The organism is Streptomyces sp. NPDC046876, from assembly GCF_040645035.1.
Taxonomy (GTDB): domain Bacteria; phylum Actinomycetota; class Actinomycetes; order Streptomycetales; family Streptomycetaceae; genus Streptomyces.
Window position 1 is genome coordinate 203,874 of sequence record NZ_JBEYXK010000004.1, and the last position, 15,990, is coordinate 219,863.

14 protein-coding genes are annotated in these 15,990 nt (G+C 73.4%); 6 read left to right on the forward strand and 8 right to left on the reverse strand.

Annotated elements, in window-relative coordinates; genetic code table 11:
* Window positions 1-26: 26 nt before the first annotated feature.
* The 6 genes from ABZ924_RS04655 to ABZ924_RS04680 form a co-directional block, all read right to left on the reverse strand.
* Window positions 27-1,127 (reverse strand): potassium channel family protein, encoded by a 1,101-nt coding sequence (locus ABZ924_RS04655; RefSeq protein WP_361904005.1) that lies wholly within the window; start codon window positions 1,125-1,127, stop codon window positions 27-29.
* Window positions 1,115-2,431: a molybdopterin molybdotransferase MoeA gene (locus tag ABZ924_RS04660; protein WP_361904008.1), complete on the reverse strand. Its 1,317-nt coding sequence runs from the start codon at window positions 2,429-2,431 to the stop codon at window positions 1,115-1,117. Before ABZ924_RS04660 ends, ABZ924_RS04655 begins: the two co-directional genes overlap by 13 nt.
* Window positions 2,428-3,360, reverse strand: coding sequence for an NTP transferase domain-containing protein (locus ABZ924_RS04665; protein WP_361904011.1), 933 nt, complete (start codon window positions 3,358-3,360; stop codon window positions 2,428-2,430). The genes ABZ924_RS04660 and ABZ924_RS04665 overlap by 4 nt, the downstream gene beginning before the upstream one ends.
* A gap of 436 nt (window positions 3,361-3,796) precedes the next feature.
* Window positions 3,797-4,336 (reverse strand): bacterial proteasome activator family protein, encoded by a 540-nt coding sequence (locus ABZ924_RS04670; protein ID WP_361904014.1) that lies wholly within the window; start codon window positions 4,334-4,336, stop codon window positions 3,797-3,799.
* Between the two features lie 111 nt (window positions 4,337-4,447).
* The gene (locus tag ABZ924_RS04675; protein WP_361904017.1) at window positions 4,448-4,927 is read right to left on the reverse strand and encodes a hypothetical protein; all 480 of its coding nucleotides are present in this window, start codon (window positions 4,925-4,927) and stop codon (window positions 4,448-4,450) included.
* A 187-nt stretch (window positions 4,928-5,114) separates the two neighbouring features.
* A complete protein-coding gene (locus ABZ924_RS04680; protein ID WP_361904020.1) occupies window positions 5,115-6,815 on the reverse strand; it encodes a protein kinase in 1,701 nt (566 codons plus the stop codon).
* 229 nt (window positions 6,816-7,044) lie between these two features.
* Between ABZ924_RS04680 and ABZ924_RS04685 the strand changes: the two genes are divergently transcribed.
* Complete coding sequence (locus tag ABZ924_RS04685) at window positions 7,045-8,655, forward strand: protein kinase (RefSeq protein ID WP_361904023.1); 1,611 nt, start codon at window positions 7,045-7,047, stop codon at window positions 8,653-8,655.
* A gap of 78 nt (window positions 8,656-8,733) precedes the next feature.
* Here ABZ924_RS04685 and ABZ924_RS04690 read toward each other — a convergent pair whose 3' ends face one another.
* On the reverse strand, window positions 8,734-9,396 hold the full coding sequence (locus ABZ924_RS04690) for a response regulator transcription factor (RefSeq protein ID WP_361904025.1): 663 nt from the start codon (window positions 9,394-9,396) through the stop codon (window positions 8,734-8,736).
* A 326-nt stretch (window positions 9,397-9,722) separates the two neighbouring features.
* Here ABZ924_RS04690 and pdhA point away from each other — a divergent pair, with 326 nt between their 5' ends.
* From pdhA to ABZ924_RS04710, 4 genes are all read left to right on the forward strand, one after another.
* Window positions 9,723-10,934: a pyruvate dehydrogenase (acetyl-transferring) E1 component subunit alpha gene (pdhA, locus tag ABZ924_RS04695; RefSeq protein WP_361904027.1), complete on the forward strand. Its 1,212-nt coding sequence runs from the start codon at window positions 9,723-9,725 to the stop codon at window positions 10,932-10,934.
* Entirely contained in the window at window positions 10,934-11,914 is a 981-nt protein-coding gene (locus tag ABZ924_RS04700) for an alpha-ketoacid dehydrogenase subunit beta (protein WP_361904030.1), read from the forward strand. The genes pdhA and ABZ924_RS04700 overlap by 1 nt, the downstream gene beginning before the upstream one ends.
* Before the next feature lie 30 nt (window positions 11,915-11,944).
* On the forward strand, window positions 11,945-13,402 hold the full coding sequence (locus tag ABZ924_RS04705) for a dihydrolipoamide acetyltransferase family protein (protein ID WP_361904077.1): 1,458 nt from the start codon (window positions 11,945-11,947) through the stop codon (window positions 13,400-13,402).
* A gap of 124 nt (window positions 13,403-13,526) precedes the next feature.
* On the forward strand, window positions 13,527-14,465 hold the full coding sequence (locus ABZ924_RS04710) for a GNAT family N-acetyltransferase (RefSeq protein ID WP_361904033.1): 939 nt from the start codon (window positions 13,527-13,529) through the stop codon (window positions 14,463-14,465).
* Here ABZ924_RS04710 and ABZ924_RS04715 read toward each other — a convergent pair whose 3' ends face one another.
* Window positions 14,466-14,846 carry a VOC family protein gene (locus ABZ924_RS04715; RefSeq protein ID WP_361904036.1) on the reverse strand — a complete coding sequence of 127 codons (381 nt, stop codon included), beginning with the start codon at window positions 14,844-14,846 and terminating at the stop codon, window positions 14,466-14,468. It lies immediately after the preceding gene.
* A gap of 110 nt (window positions 14,847-14,956) precedes the next feature.
* Between ABZ924_RS04715 and ABZ924_RS04720 the strand changes: the two genes are divergently transcribed.
* The gene (locus ABZ924_RS04720) at window positions 14,957-15,721 is read left to right on the forward strand and encodes a hypothetical protein (RefSeq protein WP_361904038.1); all 765 of its coding nucleotides are present in this window, start codon (window positions 14,957-14,959) and stop codon (window positions 15,719-15,721) included.
* The last annotated feature ends 269 nt before the right edge of the window (window positions 15,722-15,990 follow it).

Consider the following 15,990-nt stretch of genomic DNA (forward strand, 5'->3'; position numbering starts at 1 on the left):
CGGACAGGCGGACTCCGTCCTCGCGGCTACTCGACCGGTCCGAGCGTCACCGGCGGCGAGGAGGGCGGCGAGGCCCGCACGATGACGATGAGACGGTCCGTCAGCTGCAACGGGCTCGCGTGCGGGTCGTCGTACGGCAGCAGCCGGTGGCCGCGCAGCACGCTGACCACCAGGTCCTCCGTCTCCCGCACGCTCCTGCCCGCCTCGGACTTCTTCACGGGCCGCTCGACGAGGTCCAGGCCGCTGCCCTGGTGGATCAGGTCCTCCATGACCGTGCCCGCGCTCGGGCTCAGCACCGACAGCCCCAGCAGCCGGCCCGCCGCGCTCGCGCTCGTGATGACCGCGTCCGCGCCCGACTGGCGCAGCAGCGGGGCGTTCTCCTCCTCGCGGACCGCCGCGACGATCTTCGCGCCGCGGTTGAGCTGCCGCGCCGTCAGCGTCACCAGGACCGCCGTGTCGTCCCGCTGGGTGGCGATGATGATCTGACGGGCCCTCTGGAGCTCGGCGCGCAGCAGGACGTCGGAGCGCGTGGCATCGCCGACGACGCCCGTGAACCCCTCCGAGGCGGCCGTGTCGATCACCTTGGAGCTGGGGTCGACGATGACGACCCGCTCCTTCGGCAGGCCCGTGGACAGCAGGGTCTGCAGGGCCGAGCGGCCCTTGGTGCCGAAGCCGACGACGACCGTGTGCTCGCGCAAGTTCTTCCTCCAGCGGCTCAGCCGCCACTCTTCCCTGGTCTTCTCCGTGAGGACTTCCAGGGTGGTCCCCACCAGGATGATCAGGAAGATGATCCGCAGCGGGGTGACCAACAGGATGTTGGCCAGCCGCGCGCTGTCTCCGTACGGGACGACGTCCCCGTACCCGGTGGTCGAGAGGGTCACCGTGGCGTAGTAGACGGAGTCGAGGAAGTCGACCCGGTCGTCGGCGTTGTCGTGGTAGCCCTCGCGGTCGAGCCACACGATCAGGACGGTCAGGGCCAGGACGAGCAGGGCCAGGAGCAGGCGCTTGCCGACCTGCTTCAGCGGCCGTTCCACCACCCGCTTGGGCAGGGTGACGCGGTGGGGGACGAGCTTCTCGTCGGCGCCGCGGGCCATTGCGTCCTGGCCGTGGAGTTTCACGTGAAACATCCTCCCGAGACCCACGGCAGGTCCAGGATCTCCAGGTCCTGCCCCGAGCGCGCCCCGTGCGGCGGTACGACGGCCAGCGCATCGGCGGCGGCGACGCCGCGCAGCATCGCGGGCCCGTGGTAGCGCAGCGGTACGGCGTGCTCGTCGGTCAGCAGCACGGGCACGAGCCGGGTGTCGTGCGGGTGGCCCGGGACGTCGCCCCGGACGGGGACCGCGTACCGGGAGCGCTGGCGGCGGCCGGCCAGGGCGCGCAGCAGCGGCTCGGCGAGCGTCAGCAGGGCGGAGACGGCGGCGAGCGGGTTCCCGGGGAGCCCGACCACGTGGCGGCCGTCGGCGCGGTCGCCGAGCCGGGCGAGCAGCATGGGGTGCCCGGGGCGGACGGCGACGCCGTCGACCAGCAGCTCGGCGCCGGCCTCGGCGAGGACGGGGCGGACGTGGTCGACGGGGCCGGAGGCGGTGCCGCCGGTGGTGATGACCACATCGGCCTCGGAGCCGGTGACGGCGTCCAGCAGGGCCGCGGCCCCGGCCGGGTCGTCGCCGATCCGCCGGGTGCCGGTGACCTCGGCGCCGAGCCGGGCCAGCCACGGCCCGAGCATGGGGCTCAGGGCGTCGCGGATCAGGCCGTCGCGAGGGCGGCCTTCGGTGAGCAGTTCGTCGCCGAGGACCAGGATCTCCACGCGGGGCCGGGGCCGGGTGGTGAGCTCGTCGTACCCGGCGGCCGCGGCGAGGCCGAGGACGGCCGGGGTGACCAGGGAGCCGGCGGGCAGCAGCAGGTCGCCGGAGCGGCATTCCTGGCCGCGCGGGCGGATGTCCTGGCCGGTCTGGACGGGCCGGTCGGCGTGGAGCTGGGTGCCGGCCTCGCGGGAGTGCTCGCTGCGGAGCACCGCGGTGGTGTCGGCCGGGATGCGGGCGCCGGTGGCGATCCGTACGGCCTCGCCGTCGTGGAGCGGCTCGGGCCGGTCGGAGCCGGCGAGGACGCCGCCGCCGGGGCGGACGGCCCAGGGGCCGGGGCCGGCGACGGCCCAGCCGTCCATGGCCGAGGTGTCGAAGGAGGGCAGGTCGGTGAGGGCTTCGAGGGGCTGCTCCAGCACCTCGCCGAGGGCGTCGGCCAGCGGGACGCGGTGGGTGCGGGGCCGGATCCCGGAGCCGGCGCGGGCGGCCGCCTCCCGGGCCCGGGGCCAGGCGGTGGCGCGGTGCCCGCGGGGGGCGCCGCCGCCCCCGCCGGGGGCTTCGCCCGCGGGAGTGCGGCTGACGAGGGCGAGGGCCTCGTCAAGGGCGTCGGCGTCGGCGTCGGTGGGGGTCATCCCGGACCGTTCTCTCCCGAGGCGGTGCCGCCGGTTCCGCCGGTGGTTCCGCCGCCGGTGTCGCCGCCGGTGCCGCCCTCGGCTTCGGCGGCCCAGCGCAGGGCCAGGTCGGCGGCCTTGCGGGAGGCCTCGGCCACGGCGGTGGCCGGGTCGGCCCCGGCGGCCTCGGCGCGGGCGGCCGCGTAGCCGACCAGGAAGGTGGTCAGCGGGGCGGCGGGCCGGGCGACGCCGTGGGCGGCGTCACGGGCGACGTCGAGCAGGGTCTTGACGTCCACGTCGACGTCGATGCCCAGCTCGCTCCTGACGGCGGTGATCCATTGGTCCAGCACGTTTCCATGCTCCCTGATCCTGGCGCGGGCGGATGCGAGATCCTCCCAGGTGTCGCAGTCGAAGGAGGCGAGTGGCGCAGTGTCCGTCACGTGCGCCAGGTCCAGTTCGGCGGTGAGTGCGCGCAGGGGGAGGCCGCTCAGGGTGCCGTGTTCGGTGGCGAGGAGGGCGATTTCGCGGCGGAGCGGCTCGGTGCGGTAGGAGGCGACCAGGGGCTGGTCGTGGCCGGAGCGGTCGCGGAGGAGGGCGCCGTCGGCTCCGCCGTGGGCTCCGCCGGGGGCTGTGAGCAGGGCCTGGACGGTGGGCCGGTCCAGGAAGGGGAGGTCGGCGGAGAGGACGAGGACCAGGTCGGCGGTGGTCTGCCGCAGGCCCGCGTCCAGGGCGGCCACGGGGCCGGCGCCGGGCGGGTCCTCCTGCGTCCAGCGGACCGGTCGGGTGGTGGGGCGGCGGCCGCCGACCACGACGGTGGCGTCGGCGTCGGCGCAGGCGTCCAGGACGCGGTCGAGGAGGGTGCGGCCGCCTACGCTCAGGCCCGGCTTGTCCGCTCCGCCGAGGCGGCGGGCGGCGCCGCCGGCCAGGATGATCGCGTCGTAGCTGCTCATGCCCCTGAGTATGCGCGGACCATGTCCCCTGCGGGGAGGCGGATTTGCCGGGCGGTGGCTTGGTGCCGCCGTGGTGCCGCTGCGCGGGGCCTTCTCCCCGCCCCGCCCTTTCTCCGTATCCCGGGGCTGCGCCCCGGACCCCGCCGGGCCGCCCCGGGCGCCGGCGGGGCTCAGAGATCGGGGCTCCGCCCCGGACCCCGCGCCTCAACCGCCGGCGGGGCTGGGATGGCCCGGCGGGGCTGGGATGGCCCGGCGGGGCTGGGATGGCCCGGCGGGGCTGGGATGGGCCGGCGGGGCTGGGTTGGCGCCGGCAGGGCTGGGATGGCCCGGCGGGCGCCGGATGGGGTGGGCTGGGGTCAGAGATCGGAGCTCCGCCCCGGGCCCCGCGCCTCAAACGCCGGCGGGGCTGGATGGGGCGGCGGGGGTCGGTGGGTGGTTACAGGTACGGGCCCGAGCGGATTGCGCCGTGGGGGCCGTCATCGTCGTCGTCGTGGGGGGCGCCCGGGGGGAGGGCGCGGCGCATTTGCTCCAACTGGGCCCGGGCCGCCATCTGCTGGGCGAACAGGGCGGTCTGGATGCCGTGGAAGAGGCCTTCCAGCCAGCCGACCAACTGGGCCTGGGCAATGCGCAGTTCCGCCTCGGACGGCACGGCCTCCTCGGTGAACGGCAGGGAGAGCCGCTCCAGTTCCTCGACGAGCTCGGGAGCCAGGCCGTCCTCCAGTTCCTTCACCGACGCGGCGTGGATGTCCTTGAGGCGGACCCGGCTCGCCTCGTCCAGAGGCGCGGCGCGGACCTCTTCCAGAAGTTGCTTGATCATGCTGCCGATCCGCATGACCTTGGCGGGCTGTTCGACCATTTCCGTCACCGGGACCTCGCGCGACTCGTCATCGGCGCCGCCGACCGCCATCCCGTCCTGTCCCACGATCAGGACGTGCGGGGGACTGTCCTGCGACCGTTCACTCCTCGGCATCTCCATGCCAGTCATTCTCTCGCACACCGTCGTACTCACTCGGTGTGCCCCCGTACGGGCGTGATCCACCCTGTGGGCGCCCGGCAACGCTGAGTGACCGTCAGTCGGTCGGGCCGGTCAGATGCCGCGGCGCAACCGTACGCCGAGGTAGCCGAGGCCGAGGCCCATCAGGGCGAATCCCGTGCCGAGGGGCAGGAGGTGTGCGGCCAGGTCGGCGGCGCGCTCGTTCGGCTCGGTGCTGAAGGCGGTGACCGCGTGCGGGGGGCGGTGGCTCGGACGGGCCGGCGGGGGGCTCGCGGGAAGCCGGGGGTGCTGGCGGATCGGGTAGGGGCGGGAGGCGAGCAGGGACTCCGGGTTGGCGGGCTCGGCCGCGGGCCGGCCGGGGCGCTCGCGTCCCTGGCCGGCGACGCTGCCGGCCAGCTCCTCGTACTCCTCCTGCGGAACGTCGGCCACGTCGGCCACGTCGGCCACGTCGTCCTCCGCCACGGCGGCCGGCCCCGCCGCGGACGCGGCCGCGCCCGAGCCGGCGGGCGACAGCGTCGCGGCGGCCAGCGCTGCCGCGGCCAGCAGGCGCCGCACGCGCACGCGTCGATTCACGGCTGCCCCTCCCGTCCCGAGCGGGCGATCTCCCGCTCAGGTTCACATGGTGGGGCAAAACGGGCATCCCGGACGTGTCGGGGGAGTGGTCCGGGATCATGGTTCGCGCGAAGGGCCGTACGCCGGCCCCCCGCGCGGCCTGCTGTCGGCGGCCTGCGCCGCGCCTACCGGGGGTCGCCCACCGCGCCTACTGGGGGTCGCCCGTGGAGATGATGAGGGTGAACTCGGGGCTGCCGCCCTTGTCGATCTTGCTGCCCGGCTCCGGGGTCTGGGAGAGCACCGTGTCCTCGCCGTAGACCGCCTCGTCCTTCTTCTCGACCTTGTAGCGCCAGCCCGCCGCCTGGATGCACTCCTTCACCGAGCGGACGTTCTTGTACCGGAAGTCCGGGGCCTGGACCTTGGACGCGTCGCTGTAGTCCTTGATCGGCTCCTTGCACTTCGCCGGGTCGATCGTGCGCGTGGTGTCCGGGCCCTTGTGGGCAGCCTTGGAGGAGGACGGGTTGGCGGCCTGGCCGCCCGTCGTCTGCTGGTTCGCCTGGTTCTTGGCGCTGTTCTTGCCGCCCTCGTCGTCCCCGCTGTCGACGACGGCGTAGATCAGGCCGCCGACGGCGATCAGGGCCACCGCGATCGCGCCCACGACCACCGGCATGTTCTTCCGGCCGCCCGCGCCGCCCGCGCCGCCCGAAGCGCCCGCGTGCGGGGCCACGACCGGAGCCGGGCCCTGCGCCGCGAACGGCGGCGGCGTCGGCGCCGCGTACTGCTGGGCCGTGGCCTGCGGCGGGTAGGCGTAGCCGCCCTGCTGCGGGTGCGTCTGTGCCATCGGCGGCGGGGTCGGGGCGTACCCGGCCGGGGTGTAGGGCTGCTGCACCGAGGCGGCCGGCCCGGCCCCCTGGAAACCGGAGTCCAGCGGCGGGAACACGGCCGAGCCCACGCCCGCGCCGCTGCCGCCCGTGTGCACGCCGGGGACGATGGCCGGCGCACCGGTCTGGCCGGCGGCCATCACCCGGGCGATCTCGTCGCGCATCGCGGCGGCGGTGGGGAAGCGCTCGTTCGGGTTCTTCTTCAGGGCGCGCGCCACCAGCGCGTCCATCGCCGGGGTGATCGACCGGTTGATGGCCGACGGGGCGACCGGCTCCTCCTGCACGTGGGCGTACGCGATCGCGAGCGGCGAGTCGGCGTCGAAGGGGATCCGCCCGGTCAGCAGCTGGAACAGCATGATGCCGACGGAGTACAGGTCGGAGCGGGCGTCGACGGCGCGGCCGAGGGCCTGCTCGGGCGACAGGTACTGCGGGGTGCCGACGACCATGCCGGTCTGCGTCATGGACGTGACGCCGGACTGCATGGCGCGGGCGATGCCGAAGTCCATCACCTTGACCACGCCGCGCTTGGTCATCATCACGTTGCCGGGCTTGATGTCGCGGTGAACCAGGCCCATCTCGTGGCTGGTCTCCAGCGCGGCCAGCACGTCGGCCGTCACCTTCAGCGCCTTGTCGGCCGGCATCGCCCCGTACTGGCGGATGTCCGCCTCCAGGACGGAGCCGAGCGGCTGGCCCTCCACGTACTCCATGACGATGTACGGCATGACCGCCGCGTCGCCCCCGCCGCCCGGGAAGGTGACCTCGCCCTCACCCGTGTCGAAGACCGAGACGATGTTCGTGTGCGACAGTTTCGCTACAGCCTGCGCCTCGCGGCGGAACCGCTCGCGGAACGACTGCTCGCGCCCGAGGTCGCTGTGGAGCGTCTTGATGGCGACCTGCCGGTCGAGCGCCGAGTCGTACGCCAAGTACACCGACGCCATGCCGCCCGCACCCAGCAAGTCCCTTAGCTGGTAACGGCCACCGGCCAGAGAGCCGCCTGCGTACTGGCCCTGATCGCCGTCCTGGCTCATGACTGTTGCTTCCCCTCGGGGTGTGTCCGTACGCGTCTGGCTGAGCGCATTTGGGGCCCAGTCTGCCGGAGCGCAAGGACACGTCAAGCCAGGTGCCCGTTCCGTGACCACGGGGCAACCGCGAGCCATTGTCCGAACGGCGACCTGTTCCGAGGCTGTAGCGTTCATCGGAGCACCCGAAAAGGACCTACCGCTCAGCGGCGGCCGAGAGAGACGACGGCGAGGACTCATGGCACCCGAACCCGAGGGAAACGGCGCCGGGATGGCAGAGAGTCCTGAGCATTGGGGCGCCGGCGGTCTCGTCGGCGACGGCCGCTACCGGCTGACCCACCGCCTGGGCCGCGGCGGCATGGCGGAGGTCTTCGCCGCGGAGGACGTCCGCCTCGGCCGGACCGTCGCCGTGAAGCTGCTGCGCGCCGACCTCGCCGAGGACCCGGTCTCCAAGGCCCGCTTCACGCGTGAGGCGCAGTCGGTCGCCGGGCTCAACCACCACGCCGTCGTCGCCGTGTACGACTCCGGCGAGGACACGGTCGGCCAGAGCACCGTCCCGTACATCGTCATGGAGCTGGTCGAGGGCCGCACCATCCGCGACCTGCTGATCAGCGCGGAGGCCCCCGGCCCCGAGCAGGCGCTCATCATCGTCTCCGGCGTGCTGGAGGCCCTGGCCTACTCGCACCAGCACGGCATCGTGCACCGCGACATCAAGCCGGCGAACGTCATCATCACCGACGGCGGCGCGGTCAAGGTCATGGACTTCGGCATCGCGCGCGCCCTGCACGGCGCCCAGTCGACGATGACGCAGACCGGCATGGTCATGGGCACCCCGCAGTACCTCTCGCCGGAGCAGGCCCTCGGCAAGGCCGTCGACCACCGCTCCGACCTGTACGCCACGGGCTGCCTGCTGTACGAACTGCTCGCGCTGCGTCCCCCGTTCACGGGCGAGACCCCGCTGTCGGTGGTCTACCAGCACGTCCAGGACGTGCCGGTGCCGCCGTCACAGCTGCCGGAGGGCCAGGACATCCCGCAGGAGCTCGACGGCCTGGTCATGCGCTCCCTCGCCAAGGACCCGGACGACCGGTTCCAGAGCGCCGAGGAGATGCGCGGGCTGGTCGGGTACGCCCTGCAGATGCTCCAGGACCAGGGGCCGAACACGGGCACCTGGAACACCGGCCCGGTCACCATGGCCCTGCCGCACGGCCGCGGCGCCGCGCCGACCACGGCGATGCCGGTGGCCCAGGGGCCCGGCGGCCGGCCGGACTACTCCGCGCACGCCTCGACCTCGCAGTTCCAGCAGCCGATGGTGCCGCCGCTGAACCCGGACGACGGCTCGGCCTTCCCGGGCGGCGGGTACGACGGCCACGGGCGCATCCCGGCCCAGAACCACGGGCCGCACGGCCCGCACGACGGCTATGACGGCTACGACGGGTACGACAACCGCGGCGGCGGCCGCTGGAAGCTGTGGCTGTTCGCGGTGCTCGCCATGGTCGCGATCGCGGGCGGCGTCGCTTACGCCGTCAAGACGGTGAGCCACAAGGGCGGCGAGAGCAACAAGCCGGCGACGGTCCAGAGTTCCCCGAACGCCCAGCAGAGCGCCCCGTCCGCGCAGCAGAACACGCCGTCCCACGACACGCCGTCCACGCGCTCCTCGGACGAGTTCTCGGCGCCGCCGAAGCCCAAGTACACGCCGAGCTCGAGCCCGTCGTCCTCGCCGTCGCTCAGCCCGTCGCCCTCGGCGACCAAGTCGAGCCCCGCGCCGACGAAGTCGAGCAACCCGGGGCCGACGAAGAGCTCGTCCGGCGGAGTGGTCGAGCCGCCGAACCCGCTGGACGACTCGAACTGACAAATCCCGGACGGGAACGGGGGCGCAAGCCCGGAAGGAAGGCGCGCCGATAACCGGATTTAATAACTCCGGGTCAGTTCAGGCGCGCCTCTCCGCCTGCAGGCGGGCCACGTACGCGGCGGCCTGGGAGCGGCGCTCCATGCCCAATTTGGACAGCAGGCTCGAGACGTAGTTCTTGATGGTCTTCTCGGCGAGGTGCAGCCGCTCGCCGATGACGCGGTTGGTGAGGCCCTCGCCGATCAGGTCGAGGATCTTCCGCTCCTGTTCGGTCAGGTTGGCCAGGCGGTCGTCGCCCCGGCCGCGCGAGCCGTCGCGCAGCCGCTCCAGCACCCGCGCCGTGGCCACCGGGTCCAGCAGCGACTTGCCCGCCGCCACGTCCCGTACCGCGCCGAGCAGCTCGTTCCCGCGGATCGCCTTCAGGACGTAGCCGGAGGCGCCGGCCATGATCGCGTCGAAGAGGGCCTCGTCATCGGCGAAGGACGTCAGCATCAGGCATTTGACGTCCTCGTCCAGCGAGCGGACCTCGCGGCAGACCTCCACCCCGCTGCCGTCGGGGAGGCGCACGTCCAGAACGGCGACGTCCGGTCGGGTGGCGGGGATGCGCACGAGGGCGTCCGCTGCGGTACCCGCCTCGCCGACGATCTCGATGTCCTCTTCGACCGACAAGAGCTCATGCACCCCGCGTCGTACCACTTCGTGGTCGTCCAGGAGGAATACCTTGATTTTTCCGTCTTCGCGCACGAACTCAGTTTCACACACTCACCCCTTCCCTGCGGTCGTTACCCGGGATAACGTGCCGTTGTTCCGGCCCCCTGCAAGGCTGTGACCAGTGCTTGTTCCCGGCTCTGCGCATTTACTTGGAAATCCAAGCAAAAACGCAGGTCAAGTGGGGTTTCGCAGTTATGCGGTGCACTGGGTAACGTGCATTGCGCAGGGCAAGTCGCCGGGGCACCTGTCACGCCTGAATCCCTACACGACGCGCACCCACCCCGTGTGCGGGTACGGACCCAGGTGAGCCGCACTGGACCCCGGAGAACCCGGGAGCCGGACCGACGGAGGAGCAACACGTGACCGTGGAGAGCACTGCCGCGCGCAAGCCGCGACGCAGCAGCGGCACCAAGCGGGCGGCAGGCGCGGCGAGCGCCGCCAAGGCCCCCGCTGCCAAGGCTGTCGCCACCGCGCAGAGCGCCGAGCCCCAGCTCGTACAGCTGCTGACCCCCGAGGGGGAGCGGGTCGGCGCTGAAAACCCTGACAACGCAGAGTTCCTGTCCTACGTCGAGGACATCACCACCGAGGACCTGCGCGGGCTCTACCGCGACATGGTGCTGACCCGCCGCTTCGACGGCGAGGCCACCGCCCTCCAGCGCCAGGGAGAGCTGGGCCTGTGGGCCTCCCTGCTGGGCCAGGAGGCCGCCCAGATCGGCTCCGGCCGCGCGCTGCGCGACGACGACTACGTCTTCCCGACCTACCGCGAGCACGGCGTGGCCTGGTGCCGCGGGGTCGACCCGACGAACCTCCTCGGCATGTTCCGCGGCGTGAACCACGGCGGCTGGGACCCCAACAGCAACAACTTCCACCTGTACACGATCGTCATCGGCTCGCAGACGCTGCACGCGACCGGTTACGCCATGGGCGTGGCCAAGGACGGCGCCGACTCCGCGGTCATCGCCTACTTCGGCGACGGCGCGTCCAGCCAGGGCGACGTGGCCGAGGCGTTCACCTTCTCGGCCGTCTACAACTCCCCCGTGGTGTTCTTCTGCCAGAACAACCAGTGGGCGATCTCCGAGCCGACCGAGCGCCAGATGCGCGTGCCGCTGTACCAGCGCGCGCAGGGCTTCGGCTTCCCCGGCGTCCGCGTCGACGGCAACGACGTCCTGGCCTGCCTCGCGGTCACCCGCTGGGCCCTGGACCGGGCGCGCCGCGGCGAGGGCCCGACGCTGGTCGAGGCGTACACGTACCGCATGGGTGCGCACACCACCTCCGACGACCCGACGAAGTACCGGCGCGACGAGGAGACGGCGGCCTGGGAGTCCAAGGACCCCATCCTGCGCCTGAAGACCTACCTGCTCGCGAGCGGCGGCGCCGACGAGGCCTTCTTCGAGGAGCTCGAGGCCGAGAGCGAGGCCCTGGGCAAGCGCGTGCGCGAGGTCGTGCGCGCCATGCCCGATCCGGACACCATGGCGATCTTCGAGAACGTCTACGCGGACGGGCACGCGCTCGTCGACGAGGAGCGCGCCCAGTTCGCCGCCTACCTCGCGTCCTTCGAGGAGGGTCACTGATGGCTGTCGAGAAGATGTCGATCGCGAAGGCGCTCAACGAGTCGCTGCGCAAGGCCCTGGAGACGGACCCCAAGGTCCTGATCATGGGCGAGGACGTCGGCAAGCTGGGCGGTGTCTTCCGCATCACCGACGGCCTGCAGAAGGACTTCGGCGAGGAGCGGGTCATCGACACCCCGCTCGCCGAGTCCGGCATCGTCGGCACGGCCATCGGCCTGGCCCTGCGCGGGTACCGGCCGGTCGTGGAGATCCAGTTCGACGGGTTCGTCTTCCCGGCGTACGACCAGATCGTCACGCAGCTCGCGAAGATGCACGCCCGCGCGCTGGGCAAGGTCAAGATGCCCGTCGTCGTGCGCATCCCGTACGGCGGCGCGATCGGCGCGGTCGAGCACCACTCGGAGTCCCCGGAGGCCCTGTTCGCGCACGTCGCGGGCCTGAAGGTGGTCTCGCCGTCGAACGCGAGCGACGCCTACTGGATGCTCCAGCAGGCCATCCTCAGCGACGACCCGGTGATCTTCTTCGAGCCGAAGCGGCGCTACTGGGACAAGGGCGAGGTCGACACCGAGGCCTTCCCGGACTCCCTGCACGCGGCGCGCACGGCCCGCGAGGGCACCGACATCACGCTGGCCGCGTACGGCCCGATGGTGAAGGTGTGCCTGGAGGCGGCGGCCGCGGCGGCCGAGGAGGGCAAGTCGGTGGAGGTCGTCGACCTGCGGTCGATGTCCCCGGTCGACTTCGACGGGCTCCAGGCCTCGGTCGAGAAGACCCGCCGGCTCGTGGTGGTCCACGAGGCGCCGGTCTTCCTCGGCCTCGGTTCGGAGATCGCCGCTCGCATCACGGAGCGGTGCTTCTACCACCTGGAGGCGCCGGTGCTGCGCGTGGGCGGCTTCCACGCCCCCTACCCGCCGGCCCGCCTGGAGGAGGAGTACCTCCCCGGTCTGGACAGGGTGCTCGACGCCGTCGACCGCTCGCTGGCGTACTAGGAGAGCCCTGTGACCATCCGCGAATTCAAGATGCCCGACGTGGGCGAGGGCCTCACCGAGGCCGAGATCCTCAAGTGGTACGTCCAGCCGGGTGACACCGTCACCGACGGCCAGGTCGTCTGCGAGGTCGAGACGGCGAAGGCGGCCGTGGAGCTGCCGATCCCGTTCGACGGCACCGTGCACGCGCTCCTCTTCGAGGAGGGCACCACGGTCGACGTCGGCCAGGTCATCATCTCGGTCCAGACCGGTACGGGAGCCGACGAGGCCACCGGCGCCGCCGTCGCCGCGGCTCCGGCCGCCGCCGCCCCGGCTGCCGCACCGGCCCCGGCCGAGGAGCCGGCGCCCGAGGGCCGCCAGCCCGTGCTGGTCGGCTACGGCGTCGCCCAGTCCTCCACGAAGCGCCGCCCGCGCAAGGCCGTGCCGGCTGCGGCCGCGGCGGCCCCGGCGGCTGCCCCTGCCCCGGCTCCGGTGGTCCCGGCTCCGGTCGTCCCGGCTCCGGCCCAGGCGCCCGGGTCGCTGAACGGCTCCGGCCACGCCCCTGCCGGAGGGGACCGGCCGCTGGCGAAGCCGCCGGTGCGCAAGCTCGCCAAGGACCTCGGGATCGACCTGGCCTCCGTGGTGCCCACCGGCGAGGGCGGCATCGTGACCCGCGAGGACGTGCACGCCGCCGCCGCGGCCGCGATCGCCCCGCAGGCCGCCGCTCCGGCCCAGGCCCCGGCTCCGGCCGCGGCTCCCGCGGCCGAGGCCCCGGCCGCCGTGCCCGCGCAGCCGGCGGCCGCCGCCGGCGCGCGGGAGACCCGTATCCCGGTCAAGGGCGTCCGCAAGGTCACCGCCCAGGCCATGGTCGGCTCCGCCTTCACCGCGCCGCACGTCACCGAGTTCATCACCCTCGACGTGACGCGCACGATGAAGCTGGTCCAGGAGCTCAAGGAGGACCCGGACCTCGCCGGGCTCCGCATCAACCCGCTCCTGCTCATTGCCAAGGCCGTCCTGGTCGCCATCCGCCGCAACCCGGACGTCAACGCGTCCTGGGACGAGGCGGCCCAGGAGATCGTGCTCAAGCACTACGTCAACCTGGGCATCGCGGCGGCCACACCCCGCGGGCTGATCGTCCCGAACATCAAGGACGCGCACGCCAAGACCCTCGGCGAGCTGTCGGAATCCCTGTCCTCCCTGGTGGCCACGGCCCGCGAGGGCAAGACCTCCCCGGCGGACATGCAGAACGGCACCATCACCATCACCAACGTCGGCGTCTTCGGCGTCGACACCGGTACGCCCATCCTCAACCCCGGCGAGTCCGCGATCCTCGCGGTCGGCGCGATCAAGCTCCAGCCGTGGGTCCACAAGGGCAAGGTCAAGCCGCGCCAGGTCACCACGCTGGCGCTGTCCTTCGACCACCGCCTGATCGACGGCGAGCTCGGCTCGAAGTTCCTGGCCGACATCGCCGCGGTCCTGGAGCACCCGCGCCGCCTGATCACCTGGTCGTAGCGGCGGGCGGGCACGCCCCGCACCGATGACGGCACCGACGGCCGGTCCCTTCCCGGGGGCCGGCCGTCGGCGTACGGCGGCAAAACCCGTGGTTTCGGCCGCCGCCGCTTCTGATCATGGGTGGATGCGCTTCCGCCCTGCCACCGCAGACCCCGCCGACCTGGACCGCGCCGTCGCCTACCCGGCCGACGCCGACGGCCCCGTCGCCGCCCTCTCCCCCGAGAAGATCCGCGAGGAGCTCGCGGCGAACCGGCTCCGCCCCGAGTGGACCTGGTTCGCCGAGGACGAGGACGGCGAGGTCCTCGCCCGCGCCCTGTGGTGGGGCCGCGCCGACAGCGAGCGGCCCATCGCACTGGACTGCCTCCAGGTCCGGCCCACGGTGGCCGACCCGGCGGCCCTCGCGGCCGGGCTGCTGGCCGCCGGGCACGAGGCGTTCGGTGCGCTCCCGGAGTACAACATGTCCCTGCCCGGCGACTGGCGGGAACGCCCCGAGGCCGTCGCGGCGGTCGCCTGGCGCCGGGAAGCCGCCGAGCGGGCGGGCCTGGTCCGCCCGATCGAGCGCCTGCGCTACGAGTGGACGCCGGCCGCCGGCACCGCCGGGCCCACCGGCCGGCTGGTCTTCCGGGACGGCACGGACGAGGAGTACCTGCACGCCTTCGCCCGCCTGGCCGAGGGCAGCCTGGACCTGCACACGCAGGGCGAACTGCGCTCCATGGACGCCGAGCAGCTGGCCCGCGAGGACATGGCGTTCTACCTCGACTGCCCCGGCGAGCGCTCCTGGTGGCGCCTCGCCGAGCTGCCGGACGGCACCCTCGCCGGCCTGGCCGTCCCGTCGGCGACGCCGTACCACCGCAACGTCGGCTACCTGGGCGTCGTCCCGGAGCAGCGCGGCCGCGGCCTGATCGACGAGATCCTGGCCGAGATCACCCGCTTCCACGCCGCCGAGGGCGCCGACCGCATCACCGCCACCACCGACACCGTCAACACCCCGATGGCCGCCGCCTTCGCCCGCGCGGGCTACGAGGTCACGGAGATCCGGCTGATCATGGAGGCTGCCCCGTAGTCAGGGCTTCTTCTCCTCCAGGACCGAGAGGATGTTGCCCGCCGGGTCCTTGAACCAGGCGATGGCGCCGCGGGAGGGGTCGCGGGCGATGCCGCGGCCGTCCTGGTCGAAGCCCTCGTAGCGCTCGAAGGAGACCCCGCGGGCCGACAGGTCGTCGACGGCGCGCTCGATGTCGTCCACGGGGAAGTTCAGCACGGTGAACGTAGCGGGCTCGTGGTTGTCCTTCGGGTAGACCAGGACGCGGTGGCCGCCGCCGAGTTCGAGGACGAGCAGTTCCCCGTCCTCGGAGACCCGCAGGCCCAGGGTGTCGCTGTAGAAGTCCTTCACGCTCTCGGTGCTGCCGACCGAGAAGCCGCTGAATGCCCTGCTGTCTCCCAGCATGGCCGCCTTCCTCTCCCGTCTTGCAGCCCCCACCTGACCCATCGTCCCGCCGCGCTGCCCGGGACGCATGCCGGCGCGGTAGCCTCCCCGGCGGGGAAGGGGGGGCCGAGGTGTCCATCGCGGCGCTGCAGGTGTACTCCGTCGAAGAGGCCGGTGCCGAGGGCGGCGTCTGCCTCGTGCGCTGCATAGGCGGGGTCGCCCGGACCGGGCAGGTGTACGCCGCCGGGGACGCGCGGCTCGGGCTGCGGCGGATCGAGCGGTACGGGCGCCAGGTGGCCCTCTGCGGGGCCGGGCACATGGCCCGGGTGCACCTGGCGGGGATCGCCGCCGGGCTGCTCGGGCGGGGGCAGGTGCTGACCGCGGTTCCGGCCGGCGGGCATGCGCTGGACGGGCTGGAGGCCTGGCTGGCCACCGATCCGCCGCTCGGCGACGAACCGCATCCGCTGACGCTCCAGGCCCTGGCCGTGGGCGGGATGCAGGACGCGGGGCTGTCCGACGGGGTGCGGCTGCGCTGGGGCCGGGTGGCGCTGGCGGCCGCCGACCGCAAGGCCGCCTGGGCGGGCTCGGACCCGCTGGACCGCGCGGTCGAGCGGGCCGCCGTACGGGGCTACCTGATCCGGGAGTTCGGGGCGGGCCGCGGCGGCGACCCGGTCGCGCTGTGCCGGGAGCTGCTCGGGCTGATCGACCTGACCCCGGCCGAGGCGGCCCTGCAGGCGGGGGCCTGGCGGGAACTGCCGCGGGCCCGGATCCGCCATCTGCGGCGCATCAAGCTCCTGTTGGACCGGATGGCCGCCGTGGGGCCGCATCTGCCGGATGCGGACCCGGTGCTGGAGGCCGTCCGCGCCTGGGCAGGGGTCCGCTCCCTACTCCCCTGACGGCCCGTACCGGCCCGCTGCCGCTGCCGCTGCCGCTGCCGCTGCCGCTGCCGCTGCCGCTGCCGCTGCCGCTGCCGCTGCGCGGAGCCGTTTCCCCACCCCGCCCCTTCCCGAAACCGGGTCCTGCGGCCCCGGGCCCCGCTCGCCTCAGTCGCCGGCGCGGCTCAAAAATCGGGGGCTCCGCCCCCGGACCCCCGCGCCTCAAACGCCGGCGAGGCTGGAGGGTGCCGGCGGCGGTGGTTGGTGGGGCGGGGGCCTGGGGGGAACTG

Coding starts and splice junctions, on each gene's coding strand:
- ABZ924_RS04665 (WP_361904011.1), bottom strand. CDS start 3,360: ATGAGCAGCTACGACGCGATCATCCTGGCCGGCGGCGCCGCCCGCCGC.
- ABZ924_RS04685 (WP_361904023.1), top strand. CDS start 7,045: ATGGCACCCGAACCCGAGGGAAACGGCGCCGGGATGGCAGAGAGTCCT.
- ABZ924_RS04660 (WP_361904008.1), bottom strand. CDS start 2,431: ATGACCCCCACCGACGCCGACGCCGACGCCCTTGACGAGGCCCTCGCC.
- ABZ924_RS04670 (WP_361904014.1), bottom strand. CDS start 4,336: ATGGAGATGCCGAGGAGTGAACGGTCGCAGGACAGTCCCCCGCACGTC.
- ABZ924_RS04680 (WP_361904020.1), bottom strand. CDS start 6,815: ATGAGCCAGGACGGCGATCAGGGCCAGTACGCAGGCGGCTCTCTGGCC.
- ABZ924_RS04710 (WP_361904033.1), top strand. CDS start 13,527: ATGCGCTTCCGCCCTGCCACCGCAGACCCCGCCGACCTGGACCGCGCC.
- ABZ924_RS04700 (WP_361904030.1), top strand. CDS start 10,934: ATGGCTGTCGAGAAGATGTCGATCGCGAAGGCGCTCAACGAGTCGCTG.
- ABZ924_RS04715 (WP_361904036.1), bottom strand. CDS start 14,846: ATGCTGGGAGACAGCAGGGCATTCAGCGGCTTCTCGGTCGGCAGCACC.
- ABZ924_RS04655 (WP_361904005.1), bottom strand. CDS start 1,127: ATGTTTCACGTGAAACTCCACGGCCAGGACGCAATGGCCCGCGGCGCC.
- ABZ924_RS04705 (WP_361904077.1), top strand. CDS start 11,945: ATGCCCGACGTGGGCGAGGGCCTCACCGAGGCCGAGATCCTCAAGTGG.